Origin of the sequence: Culturomica sp. (assembly GCF_003524185.1) — a bacterium.
Lineage (GTDB): Bacteria > Bacteroidota > Bacteroidia > Bacteroidales > Marinifilaceae > Culturomica > Culturomica massiliensis.
In genome coordinates this window covers 76,036-99,458 of the sequence record NZ_DOED01000014.1, presented here as the reverse complement: position 1 = coordinate 99,458, position 23,423 = coordinate 76,036, and the positions used below count along the sequence as shown (strand labels likewise).

The window sequence follows — 23,423 nt, the reverse complement described above, 5'->3', positions numbered from 1 at the left end:
CCCCACACGATCTTATCACTCTACTTCCAGTCCGTCAATACCTTTAATTTCAAAAACATCTCTGTCTTCCGACACGGCAAATTTATTCCTGAACCGACGCAATTCTTCCATATCAATCCCGATAATCTTAATTTCCTCTTTATATTCCCGGCATGCTCCCACGATATTTCCTTTAGCATCAATAACGGCAGAATCTCCCGCATACGTCAAGCCGGCAGTGTCGGTACCCACACAATTCACACCCGCCACAAAAGCCTGATTTTCTATTGCCCGGGCCTGTAACAACAACTGCCAAACCTTACGCCTGGATGCCGGCCAATTGGCCACATACACCGCCAGATCATAATTATCGGTATTCCGGCTCCATACCGGGAAGCGCAAATCATAACAGATAAAGGTCGCTATCCGAACTCCCCGGAAATCAAAAAACAGATGCCGCCTACCGGCAGTAAAATGTTCATTTTCTCCCCCCATCCGAAAGCAATGCCGCTTGTCGTAATACAAATTCTTTCCATCCGGAAATGCCACAATCATACGGTTATAATACGACTCTCCTTCGTTATATACCGTAGACCCCATAACCAGCGCATCCCGCTTTTCTGCCCATTCCGACATCAGTCGCCTGACCCGCTCATAACAAGCTGCCGTTTTGTTTTTCTCCGCATCCGCCACCCTTTTATCCGGCTTCACCAACATACTCCCTGACGTAAACATTTCCGGCAACAAAATGACATCACACGCCCCTATCCCGGCTAATTTCCGGTCAAAAAGCGCCAAATTTTTTTCTATATCTCCCCATACCAGAGAAGACTGGACCAATGCTATTTTCATTCAAACCTTCTATTTCAAACCTTAATTACCCCCATCTCCCTCAATCCAAATCATAAACAATGCAATAACTCCGCCCCCGTTTCTCCTCGATCTAAATCGACAATCTAAAATTTAAAATCTATAATAATATACTCCTCACTCTATTCTTTCCCATTTACCGATCACCTCCCTTCGCGGAAGAGCATTGAAATGCCACCATTCACTCCCGAGCGCAATAAAACCGGCTTCCGTCATTACCTTACGTAACAACTGCCGGTTTTCAAAAGCTTCCGGCGTAATTTTTCCCCGTATAACCAATTCTTCCTCTTTATCTCCCCGGGCTTCCTCTCCGAAATAATCGAATGCCGACCCCATATCCGGGAATCCCCCGGAAGAGTCACATAAAGTTACATCCACTGCCAGTCCGTAATTATGCAATCCGCCTCCCCGACCCGGATTACTGACAAATATATGTCTGGGAGTTCCTTTTACCAACTCCCACATTTCCCGCTGAACCGACATCGGACGCGCGGCATCATACACGACAATTTGCCAACCTGTCCGAATATTTTCCAGTAAATCCTGTGCCCGGATCAACTTTTCCGCCACCAAAGGCCGCATATATGCCTTTCTCAATTCCCGGTACAAAACTTTTCCGGTAAAATTATCCGGTGTGGCATAAACCAACTTCACTTTTATCCGCCGATCCAATTTCCCGATATCCACCAATCCCATACTCAGCATCCTCTTTTCTGTTTCCGTTTCAGAACAGAAGATCCGTTCATCCAGTATGAGGGAATCATCCACCTCCACCATCCGCCCCGGTTCCACAGCAATTTCAACCGTTTTATTCCGACCTGTACAAGCCAGCAGAAATAAAACAAAAACAAAAATTAAAATGCTTCGCTTATTGGTCATTCCGTTTGATTATTACAAACCGGATACATCATCATCCGGCGAAAACGTTTCCCGACGCCTACATGAATCGCAACGCTCTTTCTCTCTTTTCATTCACTCCCCCCAGGAAAATTTCTCCGGATGTCGCGGATTAGCATCTTTATAAGTACTCATAATGTATTGCAAATCCGCATCTACATCATCCGTCGGATTAAATAAAGGACCGATTTCACAATACTTTCCTTTATAATCGATTCGTCCCAGATATACGGGGACACCCGCAGCCTTTGCAATGACCAAAAAGCCCTTTTTCCACTTTTTCCGCTTACTCCGGCTTCCTTCGGGTGTGATACACAAATACATGGAATCCCGCTTCTTAAACTCTGTAATCATCTGATCCACCAAATGACTGTCCTTTTTCCCCCGGTCGACCGGAATCACCCGCAATGCCCGTAAAATCATTCCCAGCGGAAAAAAGAAAAATTCTTTTTTCATCAAAATAAAAGCCGGAATACGCTGACTTAAAAAAGCCAATTCCCCCCATACAAAATCCCAATTGGAAGTATGGGGCACAGAAATAATGACAGCCTTTTTCACTTCCGGTAATTCCCCCTTGTACTTCCATCCCCCCAACCACATTATAAATCGCGCTATATATTTCATAACCTATAAATTTATTTCCTGAATACTCTTTAAGAGCTACCTTAATCCTGTATATAAATTGTAAATTTTAGATTGTAAATTTTAAATTACCCGACAAGCCGATTCGTCATCGGATTTATTTAATCTAAAATTGTAAATATACAATTTTAATATGTACATTGTAAATATACAACTTATTTCCAATCCAACGGCAATACAACCCGTACTCCGACACCCCGGTACCCCTCCCGGTCGAACCCGAAAAATACACCTCCCCGGATTTCATCCTCGAATCCCAGCGAATATCCGCACTCCGTATAACTTTTAGTTTCCGGCATCCAGACATACCGGACATGCACAGCCTCATTGAATAAGAAACGTTGCATAAAAGACAATCGCTTGATCAACAGATAAGAAGAAGTATAATTCAGAGCTCCCTGAAACCACTTTTCAGCCGTTGCCAACTCATAGTAGTCCGTCAGGTAAAAGTCGCTGAAAAACATTTCTTTGCTAAAAACCCATCCTGTAGCGCCGAACTGCTTATAATCCGGGAAATACAACTCTTTTACCGAAAAAAACTTACCCGCCTGAACTTTATAAGAAATTTTGTCAAAGAGTCCCAGAGATTTTTTTTGCTGCACTCCGATTGCAATCCGGTTGTAAGCACTGCTCAATCCGGAACCGACGGAAATTCCCCGGTCATAACGCACGGAAAAAGTAGGCCAGTCGGAACGTACATACCGCTTATAGCCGTTTCTGAGCCGGTAAAACGAACGGGGCGTATAATCCAGTTGCCCGTAAACATGCAAAGCCGTGTTGTCGGGCATATCGACTCCCCCTTCGGAAGAAGGCGTATTGGGTTTCGGATCCTTCTTATAAATATTATAAGAGATATGATTCTCCAACACCCGTCTCTTTTCGTAATTTCCACCGACAGACAACACCAAACCGTTACTGATATCGATCCGGTTTTCTAAAGCGACATAACGCTTCCCGTAAAATTTCATAAAATTATCGGCACACACAAGCGAGGTCGACGTATTTTCCAGCCGCCATGCCCCGGCATTCCCTTTATAATCTGCAGAAACATCTCCGAAACGAACCTTTAATAATCCCCGTTTCAAAGGAGCATAAGTATAAGAAGAATAGACCTGCCAGATCCAGGATTTACGGGCCGTTGCATAATAAACCGAAGGTTCTACATACAAACGCTGTCCCCGTGCTACGGCAAGCGACACACCGAACCGTTGCCCTATCCAGAAACCATCCACAAAATTATATTCGGGAAAAGCCTTTACCAGTCCGTCGAACTCAAACCGTCCCTGTTTTCCTAATTTATAAGAACTTCCCCACAATATCTGTCCGAAAACATCCCGATGCGCACGGCGGGTGGTATCCGTTTCTCCCTCCGACTTCTTCACAACAGCCCGCAAACTATCCCTCATCTGATATCCCTTTACCTCTTCCTGTTTCAAGGGTATCGTACGCATCTGTAACCAATAAGCCGAATCGCGCCGCACAGCCATCGAATCGACCGATACCTTTTCCGTAACGACCTCTTCCCGGATCTCAAGCGGAGGTATCGTATCCGGTCGTTCGGGAGTCATCAATTGCTGGGACAAACGGGCCATCCGGTAAGCATCCCGGGTTGTCAGCTCCTCTTTCTCCAGTAAAGCTTCCAGCTTACGTTCCGCCTTTTCCCGTTTCGGAGATTTAGCCGGCTCGGGCAATGCTTTATTTTCAGCAACAACAGACACAGGCTTCACGACAACTCCATTGGTCGTATCCGCCTCCACCTCTTTATATTTGACAGAAGCATAATACTTTCCACCGGCCTTTACTCCGAAAATTTTTACGTCCACATCAATATCGTAAGAAGTCGGAAGAAAAACGGAAGGTTTTACGTCATGAAATACCCCTTTGATGTGCAGGGTCACCCCGGTAAGTTTTGCCGAAAAATCAAAATTCACCACACTCCAGTCATTTTCGACAATATAAATATAACCATCCAGCAATTGACTGTTCTTTTTCCGGGGTTCGACCCGGATTTTATTGATCGTTTTTCCGTCTTCCAGATAACATTCTGCAAAACGGAAACGGTAATACGAAAACGCTCCGGGTGCCAGAGGCGACACCATACCCATCACATCCGGATCGTAAACCGAAGCGGTGACGATCCCCAAAGCTTCATCCGGGCTCAGATCATCCGGGATAGAACTGGAAAAAGCCACGATCTTCCGCTCGTAAGTGTCGGGAGCTTCAAAAGCAACTTCCATCACCGATTCCAGGGTAAATACTTTTCCCAGATAAGGCGTCACCTCTTTCCGTATTTCTTTCGACAACATAAGTAATTTAGGTACCTTTTCCAACTGCATCGTACCTTTTGTATATACCTCCGACAGATAACGCTTCACCTGATGCCGGTGATAAGGTGCCCGGGCAATCGCATGCCGCATAATATAAAAAGCCGGATCTTCCCCTCTGGCATTTACTTTTGCCTCTTGCAACATATACACCATCGGTTTCAGAACCACCTGCAATACATCCCGTTTCTCTCCTACCCTGACCTGCAATGTCTGTTTTTCATATCCCAAAGCGCTCACCTCACATACATAAGTTCCGGAGGGCAGCGCAATCCGAAAATTCCCGTTTTCATCGGCCACACATCCTTGTGCCGTTTCCCGTACATAAACCGTAGCCCCTTCTACCGCCTGTCCCTCGGCATCGGAAACTACCCCCTCCAGTACCTGACACTTCACAACGGAAGCTATAAAAATGCCTAACAGTAATAAAACAACCTTCATATTTTAAATTTTAAGGCACAAATTTAATAAATACATACTTTAATTTTCAATTTAAAATTTAAAATCCAAAATTTAAAATAAACCTCTTCTTTTCCAAAATACACAAACACCTCCCCCTCTCTCCCAATCTTAAATCGTAAATCTTAAATCCAAATCTCTTTTGCATTTTCAAAACAATTTGTATCTTTGCACCACAAAAATTTTTCCTCAGGGGTTCAATAAGCAGATAAGTATCTCACCCCATGGTAGTAACATTAAAACAATTTACAATGTACGCAATTGTTGAAATTCAAGGACAGCAGTTCAAAGTAGAAAAAGACCGCAAAGTGTATGTCCATCGTCTGGCTGCAGAAGAAGGCACTCAGGTAGAATTTGATAATGTACTTCTCGTTGAAGACGGAAGCAACATTAAAATCGGTACGCCGAAAGTGGAAGGCGCTAAAGTTACCGCAAAAGTATTGGCTCATGTAAAAGCTGACAAAGTTCTTATCTTCAAGAAAAGAAGAAGAAAAACGTATCAGAAATTGAACGGACATCGTCAGTCTATGACACAAATCCAGATCGAAGCGATCAACGCTTAATCTGAAAGAAAAATTATTTAGTAAACTCTAAAATTCAATAAGATATGGCACATAAGAAAGGTGTCGGTAGTTCTAAGAACGGCCGCGAATCCGAAAGCAAACGATTAGGAGTTAAAATATGGGGCGGACAATTTGCCAAAGCCGGTAATATTATCGTTCGTCAGAGAGGTACAGTACACAACCCGGGATTAAACGTGGGTATAGGTAAAGATCACACCTTATTCGCATTGGTTGACGGTGAAGTTGTTTTCACCAAAAAACAAAAAAACAGATCTTATGTATCTGTTAAACCGGCAACTGTAGAAAACGCAGCAGAATAAGCCTGAAATAAAAATTTAAAACTCCTGTATTGTAAGCGATACAGGAGTTTTTTTGTATATTTACCGCTCGGAAAATAATTTATGACTTAAGTCTGTTGACTTATTGACTATTTCAGTAGCTGCCTTGAACAAAGGGAAGTAAACTTTAATAGTTCATTCATTATTTCAGCTTATTTAGAATCGGCTGCCTTACGATATGAAAACAACGTATCGTATGACAACCGGCAATCTGAAAATCCAAACTTATTACGATCATGCTAAATTTAAAATTCATTCAGGAAAACAAAGAAACGGTCATCGAACGTTTAGCTGTAAAAAATTTTGATGCCCGGGAAAGCGTTGAAAAAATCATATATCTGGACGGAGAACGCCGGAAATTACAACAAGATTCCGAAAATAAGCAAGCACGGATGAACGCCATCGCCAAGGAAATCGGAAACCTGATGAAAGCCGGAAAAAAAGAAGAAGCGGAAAAAGCCCGTCAGGAAACGACCCAATTAAAAGAAGAAATAGCAGCATTGGTCCCGCAGGTAAACAACCTGAATGCGGAGGTAACAGAAATTCTGTTGCGTTTACCGAATATGCCGCATACAAGTGTACCCCGCGGTAAATCGGATGCAGACAACGAAATTGTCAAAATCGTCAGCGACATCCCTCATCGTCACGAAGACGATGTTCCGCATTGGGAACTGACTAAAAAATACGATCTGATCGATTTCGAAACGGGAGTAAAGATCACAGGAGCCGGATTTCCGGTATACAAAGGCCTCGGAGCCCGCTTGCAAAGAGCTCTGATCAATTTCTTCCTGGATGAAAACATCAAGGCCGGCTATCAGGAAGTAATGCCTCCCCTGATGGTAAATGCAGATTCAGGATACGGCACGGGACAGTTACCCGATAAAGACGGCCAGATGTATTACGTCAACGAAGATAAATTATACCTGATTCCGACAGCCGAAGTTCCGGTTACCAATATTTACCGGGACATGATCGTAGAAGGAGAAAAATTACCGATTAAAAATACGGCTTATACGGCATGTTTCCGCCGCGAAGCGGGTTCCTACGGAAAAGACGTTCGCGGCTTGAACCGGCTTCATCAATTCGACAAGGTAGAAATCGTACAGATCACCAAGCCGGAAATCTCTTACGAAGCCCTCGAAGGCATGGTAGCTCACGTAGAAAGCCTGCTGATCAAACTGGGACTTCCCTACCGCATTGTCCGTCTCTGTGGAGGAGATATCAGTTTCACCTCGGCTCTGACTTATGACTTTGAAGTATTTTCCAAAGCCCAGGAAAAATGGCTGGAAGTCAGCTCGGTATCAAACTTCGAAGATTTCCAGGCCAATCGTCTGAAACTCCGCTACCGGAACAAAGGCGATAAAAAAACGACGATGGTACACACCCTGAACGGAAGCTCCCTGGCATTACCGCGTATCGTGGCCGCATTACTGGAAAACAATCAATGCGCTGAAGGTATACGTCTGCCGGAAGTATTACAACCGTTTATGGGAACCGATATGATCCGATAAAAATTAAGGAGATTTGGAAAGGAGAACATCTTCGGATTTCCAAATCTCCAAATCTTTAAATTCTATGAGATTCATCCTCATTCTGATTTTATTCTGCTTTTCAAACATCGTATTCGCCCAGCAAAGCGATTCCAAACTGGCATATACCTACTACCAGAACAAGGAATATGTAAAAGCGGCAGAAATGTTTTTGCAACTTTACGAACGTACCCGGGCCTCTTACTACCTCGATTATCACATCATTAGCCTGATCAACGCTAAAGAATACGATAGTGCAGAAAAGACACTGAAAAAATACCTGAAAACGGACGATAACAACAAAGATTTTTTAGTGAATCTCGGTTACATTTATACCCAACAAGGCAAAACCAACAAAGCCGAGGAATATTTCAACCGGGCCGTCAAAAAATTGATCCCATACGAAAACGATATCCACAGCCTGGCCAATAAATTCCGGAATATCCGGGAATACAACTGGGCCAACAAAACTTACCTCAAAGGGCGGGAACTGTTAAACCGCCCGTTGGCCTTTACGGCCGAAATGGGCGACAACTATATGATGGACAGGGATTACGACAATATGTTCGCACTCTTTGTAGAAGCCTTGCTTCAAAATCCGGAAAAACTCAGCATCATCACCTCCAAACTCAGTTTTGCGCGTTCTTATGACGTAAACGGCAATGCCGATAAAGTTATCGCCTCCCAGCTGGAAAAAATATTCCGGCAAAAAGATTACCCTTCCGTATTTGACGAACTGGGTGTATGGTATTCCCTGCAAACGGGCGATTATACGCAAGCCTTCAATCACGCTGTAAAGCTCAACGCAAAAAACACGGATAAATTATACATCTACATCGATATTGCCCACGAAGCCGCAAATGCCCGAAAATACGATATCGCCAGACAAGCCTATCAGCGGGTTATTCAAAAAGGGAAAGAAGAAAATCCTTATTATTACACGGCACGCAAGGAAATCCTCAATTGCAAATACCGGCAATACGACCAAGCCCAGCCCCCGGTAGAAAATTACCGCAACCTGGTTTCCGAATGTAAAGATTTTTTACAAGAAACGGGGTATAGCAATGCAAACGCCGATATCATTGTCCTGACAAGTGATCTGTATGCCTACCATCTAAGCCTTCCGGACTCAGCCGATCAGATTTTACAAAAAGGAATCGGTATAAAACGATTGAATACCCTGACCTTAGATATTTTAAAATCGAAACGGGCCGATTTACTGACCTATATGAATAATCCCTGGGAAGCCGTGATTCTCTATACTCAAATTGAAAAAGCGAATCCCAACAACGATATCGGATACGAAGCCAAACTCAAGAAAGCCCGTCTGGCTTACTTCGAAGGAGACTTACTATGGGCAAAAGCCCAATACGATGTTCTGAAAGGTTCTACCAGCAAGCTGATATCCAACGATGCGCTGCAAATGAGTCATTTCCTGAACATGAACTACGAAGAAGAAGGCGATAACAGTGATTTAGAACGACTGGCCACCACAGAATATGCCGTTTACCGCCACCAAAGCGAAGAAGCTCTACCCGTTTTGGATAGCCTGATCCAAAATTCCGCCGCCGGAATTGCCGATTATGCCGCCCTGGTAAAATCCGGGGTTTTACTATCGCAACACCAAGACCAAGAAGCCGCTCTGATATTGGAAAAACTGGCGAAAGCATCCGGACAAACGTATATCCGGGCAAAAGCAATATTCGAACTTGCCAATCTCAAAAATCGTACAGATCAAAAACAGCAGGCCCTCGGTTTATATCAGCAACTGGTTTCCGACTATTCCGGCAGCGTATACAGTGTCGAGGCCGGAAAAATATACCGGGAACTGGAAAAGACAATCAAAAACGAAAAAATAACACCCGTCAACTGAATACTACAATAAAATCTGCAATTTCAATCATAAATCGTAAATCAAAAACATGCGCCTTATTTTCAACACCACCTATATCGTCGAAGAAAACATTGAAACCGAATGGCAGGATTTTATGCGCGAACAATATATCGCCTATCTCCGCCGGCAACAATTCGTACAAGACGTGCTCTTTACAAAAGTATCCATCGATCAACCCGACGGTAAAACCTATTCGTTGCAAGTCGTTTTTGATACCCCTGAATCCCTGGAACATTTCACACAACATCATTTGCCGCTATTGGAAGAAAAAATAACCGATAAATATAAAAATCGTTATCTTTGTTTCAGCAGTACTTTAACCGAAATCTGATCGGCCGGCCTTCCGGCGTCCGTATATGGAAAAACTAATCATGGGGATCGACCCCGGAACAAACTTTATGGGCTATGCCATTATCCGCACCTTCGGCAAATCTAAAAAACCGCAGTTGGTGATATCCGGTGTATTGGATATGGACAAAATATCCGATCCTTACATTAAATTACAACGGATATTCAAACGGACATTACAGGTCATTGACTCCTATCATCCGGATGAATTGGCAATCGAAGCCCAGTTCTACGGTAAAAACATACAGTCAATGCTCAAACTCGGCCGGGCACAGGGAGTTGCTATCGCCGCCGCCCTGCAACGGGAAATTCCCATCTTCGAGTATGCGCCTAAAAAAATTAAAATGAGCGTAACGGGAAGCGGTACGGCTTCCAAAGAACAAATTGCCCTGCTGCTGGGTAAATTTATGGAAATCCATACGACCTCCGAGAACCTGGACGAAACGGATGCCATTGCCATCGCCTATTGCCACCACTTACAAGGTTCACTCCCGACCACCGGTAGCCCGAAATGCAAAGACTGGGGGGACTATATCAAAAAAAATCCGGATAAAATCGTATAAAATGACAGACAACTGTATTGAAATCAAGAACCTGAAAAAAAGTTTTCGCAAAAACGAAGTACTTAAAGGCATCGACCTTAACATATCGGCCGGAGAAGTCATAGGCTACCTCGGTAGCAACGGAGCCGGCAAATCCACGACGGTAAAAATATTATGCGGACTCATCCGCCAATTCGAAGGCGAAGTTTCCATCCTCGGACACAACCTGCGTACCGACGATCTGGAAATCAAAAAACGCATCGGATATATTCCTGAAAACGCCGTCGTTTACGAACAACTCACACCGGTCGAATACCTTGAATTCGTCAGCACCCTCTACGGTATGCAGCCCGACATCGCCCACCGGAAAATTACGGAATTGCTCGAACTGTTTGAAATGAAATCCCATAACAACGAGCGGATCATTAGTTTTTCAAAAGGTATGAAGCAGAAAATCCATATCATTTCCGGACTGCTCCACAATCCGGACATACTGTTTATGGACGAGCCCCTGAATGGTCTGGATGCCAACGCTGTCATCATTGTCAAAGAAATCATCACGCAACTGGCCAGAGAAGGCAAAACCATTTTCTATTGCTCCCACCTTATGGATATCGTAGAAAAAATATCCAGCAGGATCGTCCTTATCGACGGCGGCCGTATCATCGCCAACGGTACTGTAGAGCAATTAAAACAAGACTCCGGCAGTACTTCGCTGGAAGAACTGTTTTCGAAATTGACCGGGAAAAACGACCATTCGGAAAAAGCCGGACAAATTATAGACGTATTTGAAAAATAATTTTTATGATTCGCTTTTTACTTTTTATATTGCGGCCTTTTCGTCTCCTGTTCTACAAATCCGGGGTCGATTTCGATAAAATGATCACTATCATCCGGACCAAACTGACCATTGACAACCGGACGTCCAAAAACATCAACTCCAACAAAACGAAACAGATCAATTCCGCTTTGTTGCAGCAAGGTTTCAGCATGCTCGTTATGGGTACCTTCGCTCTTCTGATGACCTGGTCTAAAAGCGGACTTACGACAGCTATTCTACTGTACCACAGCATGATATTAGTTATGTTGATCCTTTCCCTGTTATCGGAATACACCCAAATGCTGTTCGACAGCAGAGACACGCATATATTGTTACGTTTACCCGTCGATTCCCGTACCATCTCTACAGCCAAATTGATAACTATCGGATATTACATGCTGTTCCTAAGCTTTTGTTCGGCACTCATCCCTACACTGGTATTTATCTTCACCAAAGGAGTCGCGACCGGCCTGCTGTTATTGTCGGCAACCCTACTCAACACCTTATTTGCCCTGCTATTAACCAATCTGGTCTATATGGGATGTATGCGGTTTGCTTCGGGCGAGAATTTCAGAAATATACTCAGCTATATCCAGATCCTTATGATTGTACTTGTCGTTTGCAGCTATCAATTGGTAGCCAATATCCCCGACAACCTCATACTGGAACTGACAGCATCCGATCCCTGGTGGTTTTATCTCCTGCCTCCGGTATGGTTCACGGCGCTGACCGAACTGTTTCTGGCTCCTTCTGCCACAGTATACCTATATGCAGCCATCGGAATCGTCCTGCCTTTTATTTCGGCCTATGTTACGATCAAATGGTTCGCTCCCTATTTCGCCGCCCACCTTAATCCGGCAAACGAAGCTCCGGTAAAAACCGCCCGGGCGGGCAAGGAAAAAACGGCCCGTTTCCTGGCCGCCTTATTTACCCGGTCGGCCATGCAAAAATCCGGATTTATGCTGAGTTGGCGTCTCGCCGCCGGCAACCGGAAATACAAAGAAGCCATACTCCCTTCAATCGCTTACATCATCGTGCTCATCGGTCTTCAAATCTTTTCCATCTGGAAAAAAGGAGATTTTAATGTCAGCGACTTTATGGGCTTTTTCCCACTTTATCTTACTTTATTAATCGGTTACACGATTATAGACAATATGAAATACAACGAACTCGGAGATTATTTCTGGCTCTACCGCACCAAGCCGCTCTACCGGCCGGGCAGTATTCTGCTGGGCGCTTTCAAAGCCCTCTACCTGAAATATTTCGTTCCGACCTTCCTGTTCGTTTCCATACCCCTGATATACATCGGCGGCATCGCTATTCTCCCGGATATATTGTTTATCTTTACGGCCATCACCATTACCACCCTGGTCGCCACCCTGGGAATATCCCCCGCTTTCCCGTTTTCCCGGGAAAGAAGTACATACAATTCCGGCAAAGTATTGGTATTCATACTTATCACCATGCTCGTCACCGCTGTTTTCAGTACCATTCACATGGGCTTGCGTTACATTCCCTACGGCATTCCGGCCGGCATCCTCCTGCTATGGAGTATCCTGTTCCTGATCGCCCATAAAATCAGCCGGACCTCCTGGACCCGGCTGGAGAAAATAGCCGGATGACGATTAGAAAATCGTCACCCGGCCTATGAATTGATTGATTATTAATAATCCTTGATACACCTTACAGAAATTGCCGTATATTTATGTGTAGGCAGTAGCGGTGCAGAAGTGTACATATCAAGCGGTATACAATAAAACGCCTCAGCATAAAATCTCTCTCTTATCATAGAACCTATCTCATGCGGAAGTTGGGTACAAGTCCAAAATAGCGATACCTCACCGATTTTATTGTATTTATTCTTAGAACCAGGATAAGGCAAATTAAAACCTCCCGCAGATTTCACTGAAAACATACTATCAGACCTAATCTCTTCTACCTGTTCTGCCCACTCTTTTTTTTTCTGAACCTTTTTAGCAAGGATAGGGAAAGCCTCCCGGAACTCATTGGCTGTTGGCATATGCCATCCTTCCGGGCACACCCCCTGACGATGTCCGTTAAAATATTTGATCTGTTCACTATTGTCCAAACGGACCGCCGCCGCCCAATTATACAACAGCCCATATTTATCGATATACTCATCGTTAGGATAGTATAGGTATGGTGTAAAAGACGTCGTTATACCACTACTTATTTTTGTACCGTCAGCATAATGTTTAGTCTTCAGATTATCTATCATCCACGTAAGGCCGTTTATCTCTCTTATACGATAGACATTACCGTCTATATCGGTGATCGTTTTCTCCACAGACCGAGCAGATTGGCTGGCATTACTCTGTAATGTCATGTTTTTTCCAATTTTCAGAACGTCGCTCATCGGATATACAAAGACAGAACCGTCTGCAGTCTCTATTTTTATCTGTTTGTCGATCTCCATTTCTAACACATTACATTTTATTACGGAACCGTTTTTAAGGTATAAAATATTTATTACTGTCTGAGCATACATTACAACACTCATCGCAGTAAATACCAAAAGCATCAGGACAGGTAGCAATTTTTTCATAAGTATCCGGTCTTTAAATAAGGTAATTATTACGGCAGAACTGAAATTACACCTTTCACTTCCGTCGATTGTGCAGATGTTTCAATATTATCGCCTTCAAGCGTACGATAACGAAGATTTGAAAAACTGAAACTATATATATCTTCCAACCAAAATTTTACTTTCATATTCGGAATATAGTATTTATCAGATTCTATTTTTTTCTTAGCAGGAACAACAAATTCCGTTTTATCCGCAAGCGAACCTACCATACATTTTTCAGAAACAATCAATTCATCCTTAAGATATACATCCATGTCGAACTCCATCCAATACACCGTTTCTTTGGTCGGATTTACAATAACAAACGATATATTCCTAACATATGTATCTCCATCATAATACTGACAATTAAAAATTTCAGGATAAGGAACATCATAATTGAACTTCGGATCATCTCCGTCTTTACTGCAAGCCACAAAAGCTGCCGACACGACCAGCATCGCCATCAGCCACATAAATCTATACATTTTCATAATCTCTTTATTTTAGGTTTTAAAATATTTTAAAATTAGAGAGATTTTATGAATTACAGATCAACGATTTAGGTTCAAATTGGTTCAAAACGGTAAAATAAAAAGGGTAAAGCCTCACAGGCTTTACCCTTTCCCTTGATCTATATGTCTATTCTCTTACTTCACCAACTGCTGATACATTGCATTATTGGCATACGGTTGAAATTCCACATCGGTAGCGGCCCAGGCTTTCAACTTCGGATTCAGTTGAAGCGCCTTTTGCAAAGCCATTGCCATCGTATTGACATCCTTTACCCGGGCAGCAGCTACGGCCATCATATAATAATCGGTTCCGGTTGTCAGCTTCAACTGCTTAAACGTATTGAGAGCGGCATTATTATCACCGGCCATCAACTGTGCATAACCTAAATTGATTCCCGGGGTATCTTTCAAATAAGAAACGGCTTTCCGGTAATCTCCCTGTTGCAACAACATCAATCCCATATTATAGCGGGCTTCTTTCTTTACCTGTGCTTTGTTCAGCATCTCCATGGCTTTCGAATTATTCCCTTGCTTGGCATACACGATACCCAGGTTATTCTGAATAGCAGCATCCTGTTTTAATACAATAGCAGATTCCAGTAACTTCTGGGCTTTCTTGTATTCCTTATTCTGAATAGCGATGGCTGCCAAATCGTTCAGTAATTGCCAGTTCCATTGAGTACCCACCGTCGGCGTCTTTTCATCTGCCTGCGGAATGAAATAAGTCATCTGCATTTCTTCCTGCACCATTTCGGGAGTTGTATAGAATACGAAGAAATCAGCGCGGCGTAACAAAGGCAGAATATCGTTCTTTAATTCCGGAATCCGCTTGATATACGATTCGAGTATCGCTTCCCGTTTGTTGTTATTCGGAGCAGCCTTGATTTCACTGATAATCTGTGCTTTATTCTTGATATTGGAATCGTTCAGTAACAAATAAAGTCCGTCCCAGTTTTCCGTTACCATCTGCGGCACGACAAACTTGGCATTCTTTACGATAGGCAAACCCGACAGTCCCAGATCTTTTTCAAAAAAAGTCTTCGCTGCTTTGAAACGGTTATTGGTCAGATTCTTATTCAGGCGTTCGGCGCCTTCCGGAGAACTGGAAGCATATAGCAACATATTGGTTACCGTAGCTCCTTTATCGGCCAATACTTTTTTCATGGCTTCCACAGCTTTATTCATAACGGCAGAATGTTGCTGGGTTTCCGAAATTTTAGACTGTGCCAGCGGGAATAAAACATAACCGCTTACCACTCCTACCTGAGCCACCGGTACATCTTCAACGAAAGTTTCGGTCATAACCGGTACATAATCGGTATCCCCGATACGCAAGGTATAGTTCTGCCATACCCGTACGCCGTTCTGGTTGAGGATAACCGGAGACATTGCAAAAGCTTTATCACCGTGTATCGCCTCAATATCCGCCCAAAGTACGCCGTTTTGCATACCTTCCCGGAAATTCATCGTCATCTTCTGGGTAATTGTCGTAGCACTCTTATAAGCGACAACCGGGTAATTACTACCCTTTACCTTTTCTCCCTGTAAAAATACAGGAGGTAATTTTTCCACGTTATTCCCATACTGCATGCGAGGCGTTATCTTCAATATCATCTTTTTACCGAACTCTTTCGGTGCAAATTTTACGGTATATTCGAAATTAATTTTACCGTTCACGGACTCGAGCTGGGCCGGAGTTACCTGCCCCATAACAGCCGTCTGGATAACATCCTGTTGTAACTTCTTCATTGAGTTACATCCCGCCAACAGCCCAACTGCCAGAAAAGCCAGCATTGTTATAAAAAAAGTACGCTTCATAATTTTTGATTTTAGTTGAACATATTTGTTTTCATTCAATTATTGCATTGTTTGCTGTCCTGTTTAACGGGAGTTTCCGCAGAACAGTTGTGTTTTATTTATTAAAATAAGTTAGAGAAAGAACGATAGGAAAGAATACGTCAGTTCCCGCATACAATTTCCTCCGGTCCCGATTAAAAATCGTAAATCAAAATTCGTAAATCAAAAATCCAAATAGTTATCTTTGCGGCGGTAAGATGCGTCCCGGCGCAGTTCGAAGAAATATAACCGCATTCCCCCCGGCGTTATCTTTGCCCTATAAAATCAAATACCATGAATCAGACAGCGGAAACAGGAAACGAAACATTAAGCCCCATATACCTGAAAGAAGTATTCAAAAGTAAAAATCCGGCCCTGGCCCGTTGGATTCCGGGTTTTGTCTACTCCTGGCTCAACCGTATCATCTGTATCGATGATATCAACGATTTTATCCGGAAACACGGAGACCGCAAAGGCATCGATTTTGCTGATGCGATTGTCGAATACCTGAATCTCACCTTCCAGACCGAAGGAATCACTAACCTGCCATCCCCCCAGGGACGCTATATTTTTGTCTCCAATCATCCGCTGGGAGGACCGGACGGTATTGCGCTGATCTCCTTTCTAGGTAAATATTATCCGGATTTAAAATTCCCGGTTAACGATATCCTGCTGAACCTGAAAAACCTGAATAATATTTTCCTGCCGGTCAACAAGCACGGAGGCATGTCCCGGGAAGCCGTCAAAGCAATCGCATCAGCCTATACATCTGACAATCAGATTATCATGTTCCCTGCCGGTTTATGTAGCCGTAAAATCAAAGGCAAAATAGAGGATCTCGAATGGCAGAAAAATTTTATCGTAGAAGCAGTAAAACACCAACGGGACATCGTACCGATCTACATCAGCGGACAGAATTCGAATTTTTTCTACAACCTTTCTAATTTCCGCAAAAGAATAGGACTCAAAGCCAATATAGAAATGCTTTGGTTACCCAAAGAGGCCTTCAAGAAAAAAAATGAAACCCTGACATTAAAAATCGGTAAACCGATTTCCTGGCAATCGTTCGATAAAAGTAAAAAACCGAAAGAATGGGCCAAAGAAGTGCGTGAAATCTTATACCGATTGTAAAAAAATCCCCATACCGCCAGAGTTTCTGTAGAAAATAGTATATTTGCATAAATATTCAGATGTATAGCACAACACCTGAAAACATACAGTACAGGAATTCAAAGAAATCCTTTGACATATCAAACTGTACATTTCGGTTTCGTTTTTGTAATCTTTATGAATAAAGGTTATCAGAACAATTGAATATATCATTAATTATTAGAGCACTTATAAGCAGATGCAACCTGTAATTTATCCCGTCGAAAAAGAAAAACTTCTTGCCGAACTCACAGAAGAAAAATTTTTACGGAAAACCAACAAAGCGGGGAATGAGATATACACATTCAACGCTTTCAACGCACCGAACCTGATGCGTGAAGTGGGACGTATCCGCGAATTGACATTTCGTACGGCAGGAGGCGGTACCGGAAAAGAGATCGACATCGACGAATTCGACATCACTCCCGATACTCCGTATCAGCAACTGATCGTCTGGGATCCCAAAGAACAGGAAATCATCGGCGGATACCGTTATATTCTGTGTGATCATCTCTCATTAAATGCAGAGGGAGAACCCAATTTAGCCACTACCGAGTTGTTTCGCTTTTCAGAACAGTTCAAAAAACAATACCTGAGTCAGATGATCGAGTTAGGCCGTTCATTCGTCCATCCCCTCTACCAGTCTACCCGTATGGGACGGAAATCCCTGTTCGCCCTCGACAACCTTTGGGACGGCTTGGGAGCGCTTACCGTCGATAATCCCGAAATCAAATACTTTTTCGGAAAAGTGACGATGTATACCAGCTTTAACATGCACGCCCGGGATATGATTCTTTATTTTATGAAAAAATATTTCCGGGATACTGAAAATCTCGTATATCCGATACATCCGTTGGAAATCCACATCGACGAAAATTATATGCAATCGGTTTTCAACGGGGGAAATTACGACGAAGACTACAGAATTCTCTCCCGTAACGTACGCGATCTGGGAGAAAACATTCCTCCGCTGGTAAATGCCTACATGAGCCTCTCTCCTTCTATGCGCACATTCGGCACGGCTACCAATCCCGGATTCGGAGGCGTAGAAGAAACGGCAATATTGATCAATATTGCCGACGTATACGAAGCTAAAAAGTTACGCCACATTGCTACCTACATACCCCGCTTGCTCGGTTTGAAAAAAGGACGAAGTGGCAAAAAAGACTAATACATCTGCTGTGATTTACGAATTTTGATTTACGATAAAGACCCGATAAGACAGGACATCGCCTATTTCAATCAGTAAAACTGACATTAGCTCCCCCACTACCGACCTTATTCCTCAATCAAAAATCGTAAATCGTAAATCGTAAATCAAAAATCATCAATCCCTTTCTTCTTCACCCGATATACATTATACTTTCCCTCGCTGATCAGTGTATCTGCAGCCTGAACCTCTATCTGGGATTTTTCGGCCTTAATCTGAAGAAAAGAAGCTTTATCGATATCCACGGAAGAATAAGAAGAACGGATCAGGGCTTTCGAACAGCAGTCCACCAATAATTTACCATAGGATACATTCAGATAAATCTCCCTGTCATTCACGGACTGTAAAGAATCGATCCGTATGTCTCCGTATATAGCCGTTAAACTCGTATGTTCACACACGACAAAAGCAGGCACATAAATAAAACTATAACGGCCTACCAAATCCATCACCATCCCCTTCGGCACCCACAACACAGTCTCGACAAGCAGGCTCCCCGCCTGCTCGAATTCCTCTGCTACCTGCGTACGGATATTAATCGTTCCGGGCCACGTTTCCACAAGCAAATCCAACTGTCCGGCCAGCTCTTCCTTTTCCCAATCCTCCGCCCGTTCCACCTGAAACGAAGCCTCCACCAAAACGGAATCTTTCTCCCATTGATGCAAAGTAATATGTCCGTATATGCTCTCCATATAGAAATCGGTTCCTTCCGCAACAGGAAGAAGCTTCCGGACATACTTTACATATCCGTCGGCATATACGGAACACAGCGTCCCGAAAAAAATCAGAAATGCGCAGAATAATCTCATCGGCCAGATCATAACAAACTACTTGCCAAGTCCGCCAAATGACTACGCTCGCCTTTTTCCAGATGCACATGGGCAAAAATATCCTGTCCCTGCATCTTATCGATCAAGTGGGAAAGTCCGTTGGATTTTTTATCCAGATACGGTGAGTCAATCTGATCGATGTCACCCGTAAAAACCATTTTTGTACCTTCTCCGGCACGGGTGATAATCGTTTTCACCTCATGAGGCGTCAAATTCTGGGCTTCGTCTACAATAAAATAAATATCCGAAAGACTGCGCCCGCGTATAAATGCCAAAGCCGAAATCAACAACTTCTCTTCCTTTTGTAAATCCTCGATCAAACGGTTTTCCTGGCTGTGTATATTAAAACGACGTTTGATAAAGCCTAAATTATCATACAAGGGCTGCATATAAGGGTCAACCTTCTCATTCATATCTCCGGGCAAATACCCCAAATCCCGGTTAGACAAAGCGACAATCGGACGTGCCAGGTAAATCTGTTCGTATAATTTGGCTTGCTGGAGTGCCGAAGCCAGGGCCAACAAAGTTTTTCCGGTACCGGCCTTACCGCTGATCGCCACTAATTGTATATTGGGATTCATCAAGGCATCGATAGCAAACGCCTGTTCTGCATTGCGGGGATATATCCCGAAAATATTGGGTTTATCCACCTTGCGGATCAATTGTTTCATCGGATCATAAGCAGCCAAAGCAGAAGCATTATCATTTTTCAGGATATAATAATTGTTCCCTCTGATCGCTTCCCGGGGAAACACTTTTTTCACCTCAAGACCTCCGGGATTTTCATGTATAGTCTTAATTATTTCCGGTGCCACACCGTTTATTTCCCTCACACTCCGGTTTATCGCAAAATCCGGGTCTTCTACCTGATCGTTTTTATAATCCTCTGCCAATAGTCCCAATGCCCGTGCTTTCATCCGCATATTCAAATCCTTCGTCACCAGAATCACTTTTTCCTTATCTTCCAGTTCCTGAGCCTTACAGGCTGTAACAGCCAAAATCCGGTGGTCGGGAATATCCTCGTGAAAAAAAGCCCGCACATCCTGCGGAATTTTATTCCCGACCTCGATAAACAAACGTCCCAATTTAGGCCCCAGTTTTCCTCCTTTTTTAAAAAAATCGAGATCGGAAATTTTATCCAACTCCCGCATAAATTCCCGGGCATGATAATTGATCAGATCATTTCCCTTCTTAAACCGGTCCAATTCTTCCAAAACCACGATCGGAATAATAATATCATTATCCTTAAAATTATATATCGCTCTATAATCATGCAAAATCACATTTGTATCCAAAATAAAAGTCTTCTTATTTTTCCCTGCCATACTCCGAATTTTAAATATTATTTCTCAGATTTTAAAATGAACATATTCATTTAAACCGAACAGGCGTCCGCAGAATCCAACCCCTTCAGATAGTCACTTCTTTTACGTCAGTCTGCCGAAAGAATCCTGTTTAATTATTAATTGTCTCAAATTTACGAACAATTCACAAAAAAAAAGTGGCTTTCGCCACTTTTTAAAACAATCCGTTTACCCCAAAAACAGTTAAAATGTATATCCAACTGATACAGAGAAATTACGGTTATGAATTTTCATATCAGCTTCGTCATAAGAATCTCCGGCAATATTAGAAAATCCAAGGTCATATTTCAAGCCGACATAAACAGCACTGAAATTAACCCCGGCACCGAAACTCCAACCGAAATCAAAACGCTTCAAATCACCTTCATCCTCGTCAAATGCTTTCATATCACCATCCATTAGTTCTTCAAATTCACTCGGCTCGAATTTAAATTTACCACCCAATCCGTATGCCAGATAAGGACCGGTATTGATATGCAATTTCATGTTATCCGACAATTTGAAACGATAAGAAGCCAGAATCGGAATTTCCAGATAACTCAAATTTACTTTTATTTTATAATCGCTGTTTTCATCGGCTTCAAGCTTCATACCTTTGTTACTGTAATAAAGTCCCGGTTGAACGTAAAAGTTTTCAGTAATTCCAAGATCGACAAAAGCACCGATATGAAACCCGATTTTCGTCTTCTGATCAAAACCGTCTGTAAGATCTTTAAAATCCGACCCCAAACTGGTCATATTCATGCCGGCTTTCACACCGAATTTAACTTCCTGGGCGTACCCGCCGAATACCCATCCGGCCAATAATACAATTAAAATAATTTTTTTCATAGCATTTAATTTAGCACACTTCTTTTGTTCAAAAGTGTAAGTTTATAATAGATAATTAGGGGTTCAAATCCTATTTCAACATCCGAAAAAATAACATTCGGAAATCAAAATTAACATATATATTCACAAATATATAGATTATTTATTTACATACAAGTCCTAAAGGAATAATTATTTGTTACATTTTAAACAATCAGGAAAGAAACAAACACACAAAATTACACACTGGGACGGACTCATTGTGTAATTTATGATTAGTAAAAAAAAGATTATAAGAACTTTAGGAGGACAGAGATAAATTTTGGTTAATCAGTAATCACCCCCCAAGTCTATCCAAACCTCCCTTCTGCCATCCCTATTTTTCAATTTTACTCTGACATTCAGAATCAATCCATAGGGACAACAAAATCTGCGGGTCCGATCCGAAATCAAAATTCTATTCCGATCAATGTACAAACCGGAACATCCGGTTCCATCTGATCTTTCCTAAGAAAGATTTATCCTTATCCAAAGACAACCAGATAAAATAGGCTTTCCCGACAATATGGTCTTCCGGTACAAACCCCCAAAAACGGGAATCTGCCGAACGATGACGGTTATCTCCCATCATCCAATAATAATTCATTTGAAAAGTATAGTCATCGGCAGGTTGTCCATTAACATAAATAACCGAATCTTTCACTTCCAGCTTATTGCCTTCAAACACTCCGATAATACGTTCATACAAAGGTAATGTCTTCATATTCAATTCGACTTTATCCCCCTTTTTCGGTATATACAACGGACCGAAATTATCGATATTCCAGGGGTAATCCGCACTAAACGGAAAAATATCCGGATTCACACCGCTATCGTGTACCCGGTTGATTTCAGTGACGTTCGGGAATGCTTTCAATTTCGTAACCATTTCCGCCGTTAACGGGAAATTGTATTCAGCATTGGAAAGCATCCGTATATCTTCATAGGAAATTCCGACATTATCCTTTAATTTCGTTCGATTCAGCGGTGTTCCGTTGGTTTTTACGATATAGTCGAATTGCAGATTTTCAGGACTTTCGGCTGCCACTCCGTTTACATACAGCAAGCCGTCTTTCAATTGTAGCGTATCTCCGGGCATTCCGACCCCACGCTTGATATAGTTTTCCCGCTTATCGACAGGACGGGAAATGATCTCCATACGCTGCTTCATCAACCCTCTTATTTTATCTTCCGCCTCCCGGAAAGAGAGCTGATTTCCCCGGCTCAATTCAACCTGCTGATAATTCCGGGCATTTGCACGCACCTGCGAATAATAATCCGGATTCTCACTGCCTACAATCACGGTATCTCCCGCCGGAAAATTAAAAACAATGATGTCGTTTCGTTTGATTTCCGACGTCCCGGCTATCCGTTTATAGGGCCACTGCACTGCTTCCGAATAGGCTTTCGTACTTGTCGTAAAAGGCAGGGTATGATGAGTGAAAGGTACAGCCAGGGGTGTATTGGGCAACTTCGGCCCGTAAGCCACCTTACTGACAAAAAGATAATCCCCCACCAACATTGATTTTTCCATAGAAGGAGTCGGTATCGTATAGGCTTCAAAAAGAAACATCCGGATCAGGGTGGCTGCAACCACGGCAAAGATCAAAGCATCGATCCATTCGACCAGCTTCGTCTGTTTTTTTACCCCTTTTTTCTTCCAAAAAGCCCAATGCACTTTGCGGGTAATATACACATCCACAATAACCGGAACACCCAGCAATAACCACCAACTGCCGACCCACAATGTCCACAACAGATAAACGATCAATACTACGGTAACCTTAAACCATTTATTACGCAATATATCCCTCATAATCCAAATATTTCCTCTTAATTACTAATGTCTATTTACTCAAAACCATTATCCAACCGGAC

At 42.7% G+C, this 23,423-nt stretch carries 21 protein-coding genes; 10 read left to right on the top strand and 11 right to left on the bottom strand.

Features of this window, described 5'->3' with window-relative positions; all coding sequences use genetic code 11:
- Nucleotides 1-15 precede the first annotated feature (15 nt).
- From DD657_RS06070 to DD657_RS06055, 4 genes are all read right to left on the bottom strand, one after another.
- The gene (locus DD657_RS06070) at nt 16-831 is read right to left on the bottom strand and encodes an amidohydrolase (protein ID WP_287049022.1); all 816 of its coding nucleotides are present in this window, start codon (nt 829-831) and stop codon (nt 16-18) included.
- Nucleotides 832-966: 135 nt separating this feature from the next.
- Nucleotides 967-1,728: a M15 family metallopeptidase gene (locus DD657_RS06065; RefSeq protein ID WP_287049020.1), complete on the bottom strand. Its 762-nt coding sequence runs from the start codon at nt 1,726-1,728 to the stop codon at nt 967-969.
- Between the two features lie 93 nt (nt 1,729-1,821).
- On the bottom strand, nt 1,822-2,370 hold the full coding sequence (locus DD657_RS06060) for a 1-acyl-sn-glycerol-3-phosphate acyltransferase (protein ID WP_021987236.1): 549 nt from the start codon (nt 2,368-2,370) through the stop codon (nt 1,822-1,824).
- A gap of 173 nt (nt 2,371-2,543) precedes the next feature.
- A complete protein-coding gene (locus DD657_RS06055) occupies nt 2,544-5,153 on the bottom strand; it encodes a DUF5686 and carboxypeptidase regulatory-like domain-containing protein (protein ID WP_287049018.1) in 2,610 nt (869 codons plus the stop codon).
- Between the two features lie 269 nt (nt 5,154-5,422).
- On the opposite strand from DD657_RS06055, the gene rplU reads away from it, so the two are divergent.
- The 8 genes from rplU (at nt 5,423) to DD657_RS06015 (ending at nt 12,827) form a co-directional block, all read left to right on the top strand.
- The gene (gene rplU / locus DD657_RS06050) at nt 5,423-5,734 is read left to right on the top strand and encodes a 50S ribosomal protein L21 (protein ID WP_068689029.1); all 312 of its coding nucleotides are present in this window, start codon (nt 5,423-5,425) and stop codon (nt 5,732-5,734) included.
- A 44-nt stretch (nt 5,735-5,778) separates the two neighbouring features.
- Nucleotides 5,779-6,054, top strand: coding sequence for a 50S ribosomal protein L27 (rpmA, locus tag DD657_RS06045; RefSeq protein WP_021987233.1), 276 nt, complete (start codon nt 5,779-5,781; stop codon nt 6,052-6,054).
- 254 nt (nt 6,055-6,308) lie between these two features.
- On the top strand, nt 6,309-7,583 hold the full coding sequence (gene serS, locus DD657_RS06040) for a serine--tRNA ligase (protein WP_021987232.1): 1,275 nt from the start codon (nt 6,309-6,311) through the stop codon (nt 7,581-7,583).
- Nucleotides 7,584-7,647: 64 nt separating this feature from the next.
- Complete coding sequence (locus tag DD657_RS06035) at nt 7,648-9,474, top strand: tetratricopeptide repeat protein (RefSeq protein WP_287049015.1); 1,827 nt, start codon at nt 7,648-7,650, stop codon at nt 9,472-9,474.
- A 49-nt stretch (nt 9,475-9,523) separates the two neighbouring features.
- Nucleotides 9,524-9,826 (top strand): DUF4286 family protein, encoded by a 303-nt coding sequence (locus DD657_RS06030; protein WP_021987230.1) that lies wholly within the window; start codon nt 9,524-9,526, stop codon nt 9,824-9,826.
- Between the two features lie 25 nt (nt 9,827-9,851).
- Nucleotides 9,852-10,406, top strand: a complete 555-nt coding sequence (gene ruvC, locus DD657_RS06025) for a crossover junction endodeoxyribonuclease RuvC (protein WP_068689025.1) — start codon at nt 9,852-9,854, stop codon at nt 10,404-10,406.
- 1 nt (nt 10,407) lies between these two features.
- Entirely contained in the window at nt 10,408-11,184 is a 777-nt protein-coding gene (locus DD657_RS06020) for an ABC transporter ATP-binding protein (RefSeq protein ID WP_021987228.1), read from the top strand.
- Nucleotides 11,185-11,189: 5 nt separating this feature from the next.
- Complete coding sequence (locus DD657_RS06015) at nt 11,190-12,827, top strand: hypothetical protein (RefSeq protein ID WP_287049013.1); 1,638 nt, start codon at nt 11,190-11,192, stop codon at nt 12,825-12,827.
- 41 nt (nt 12,828-12,868) lie between these two features.
- Here the strand turns inward: DD657_RS06015 and DD657_RS06010 are convergent, their stop codons facing one another.
- The 3 genes from DD657_RS06010 to DD657_RS06000 all read right to left on the bottom strand — a co-directional run bounded on the left by DD657_RS06010 (nt 12,869) and on the right by DD657_RS06000 (nt 16,125).
- Nucleotides 12,869-13,771, bottom strand: a complete 903-nt coding sequence (locus tag DD657_RS06010; protein WP_287049012.1) for an FISUMP domain-containing protein — start codon at nt 13,769-13,771, stop codon at nt 12,869-12,871.
- 29 nt (nt 13,772-13,800) lie between these two features.
- On the bottom strand, nt 13,801-14,286 hold the full coding sequence (locus DD657_RS06005; RefSeq protein WP_287049011.1) for a hypothetical protein: 486 nt from the start codon (nt 14,284-14,286) through the stop codon (nt 13,801-13,803).
- A 156-nt stretch (nt 14,287-14,442) separates the two neighbouring features.
- Nucleotides 14,443-16,125, bottom strand: coding sequence for a tetratricopeptide repeat protein (locus tag DD657_RS06000; RefSeq protein WP_287049009.1), 1,683 nt, complete (start codon nt 16,123-16,125; stop codon nt 14,443-14,445).
- Between the two features lie 312 nt (nt 16,126-16,437).
- Here DD657_RS06000 and glsA point away from each other — a divergent pair, with 312 nt between their 5' ends.
- A complete protein-coding gene (gene glsA, locus DD657_RS05995) occupies nt 16,438-17,274 on the top strand; it encodes a lyso-glycine lipid O-acyltransferase GlsA (protein WP_021987224.1) in 837 nt (278 codons plus the stop codon).
- A 217-nt stretch (nt 17,275-17,491) separates the two neighbouring features.
- Nucleotides 17,492-18,463, top strand: a complete 972-nt coding sequence (glsB, locus tag DD657_RS05990; RefSeq protein ID WP_021987223.1) for a glycine N(alpha)-acyltransferase GlsB — start codon at nt 17,492-17,494, stop codon at nt 18,461-18,463.
- A gap of 146 nt (nt 18,464-18,609) precedes the next feature.
- Here glsB and DD657_RS05985 read toward each other — a convergent pair whose 3' ends face one another.
- From DD657_RS05985 to lepB, 4 genes are all read right to left on the bottom strand, one after another.
- Nucleotides 18,610-19,311 (bottom strand): hypothetical protein, encoded by a 702-nt coding sequence (locus DD657_RS05985; RefSeq protein ID WP_287049008.1) that lies wholly within the window; start codon nt 19,309-19,311, stop codon nt 18,610-18,612.
- Between the two features lie 8 nt (nt 19,312-19,319).
- Nucleotides 19,320-20,657 carry a PhoH family protein gene (locus DD657_RS05980; RefSeq protein ID WP_273133220.1) on the bottom strand — a complete coding sequence of 446 codons (1,338 nt, stop codon included), beginning with the start codon at nt 20,655-20,657 and terminating at the stop codon, nt 19,320-19,322.
- A gap of 222 nt (nt 20,658-20,879) precedes the next feature.
- Nucleotides 20,880-21,527, bottom strand: a complete 648-nt coding sequence (locus DD657_RS05975) for a porin family protein (RefSeq protein ID WP_021987304.1) — start codon at nt 21,525-21,527, stop codon at nt 20,880-20,882.
- A 445-nt stretch (nt 21,528-21,972) separates the two neighbouring features.
- Entirely contained in the window at nt 21,973-23,361 is a 1,389-nt protein-coding gene (gene lepB / locus DD657_RS05970) for a signal peptidase I (protein WP_021987305.1), read from the bottom strand.
- Nucleotides 23,362-23,423 lie beyond the last annotated feature (62 nt).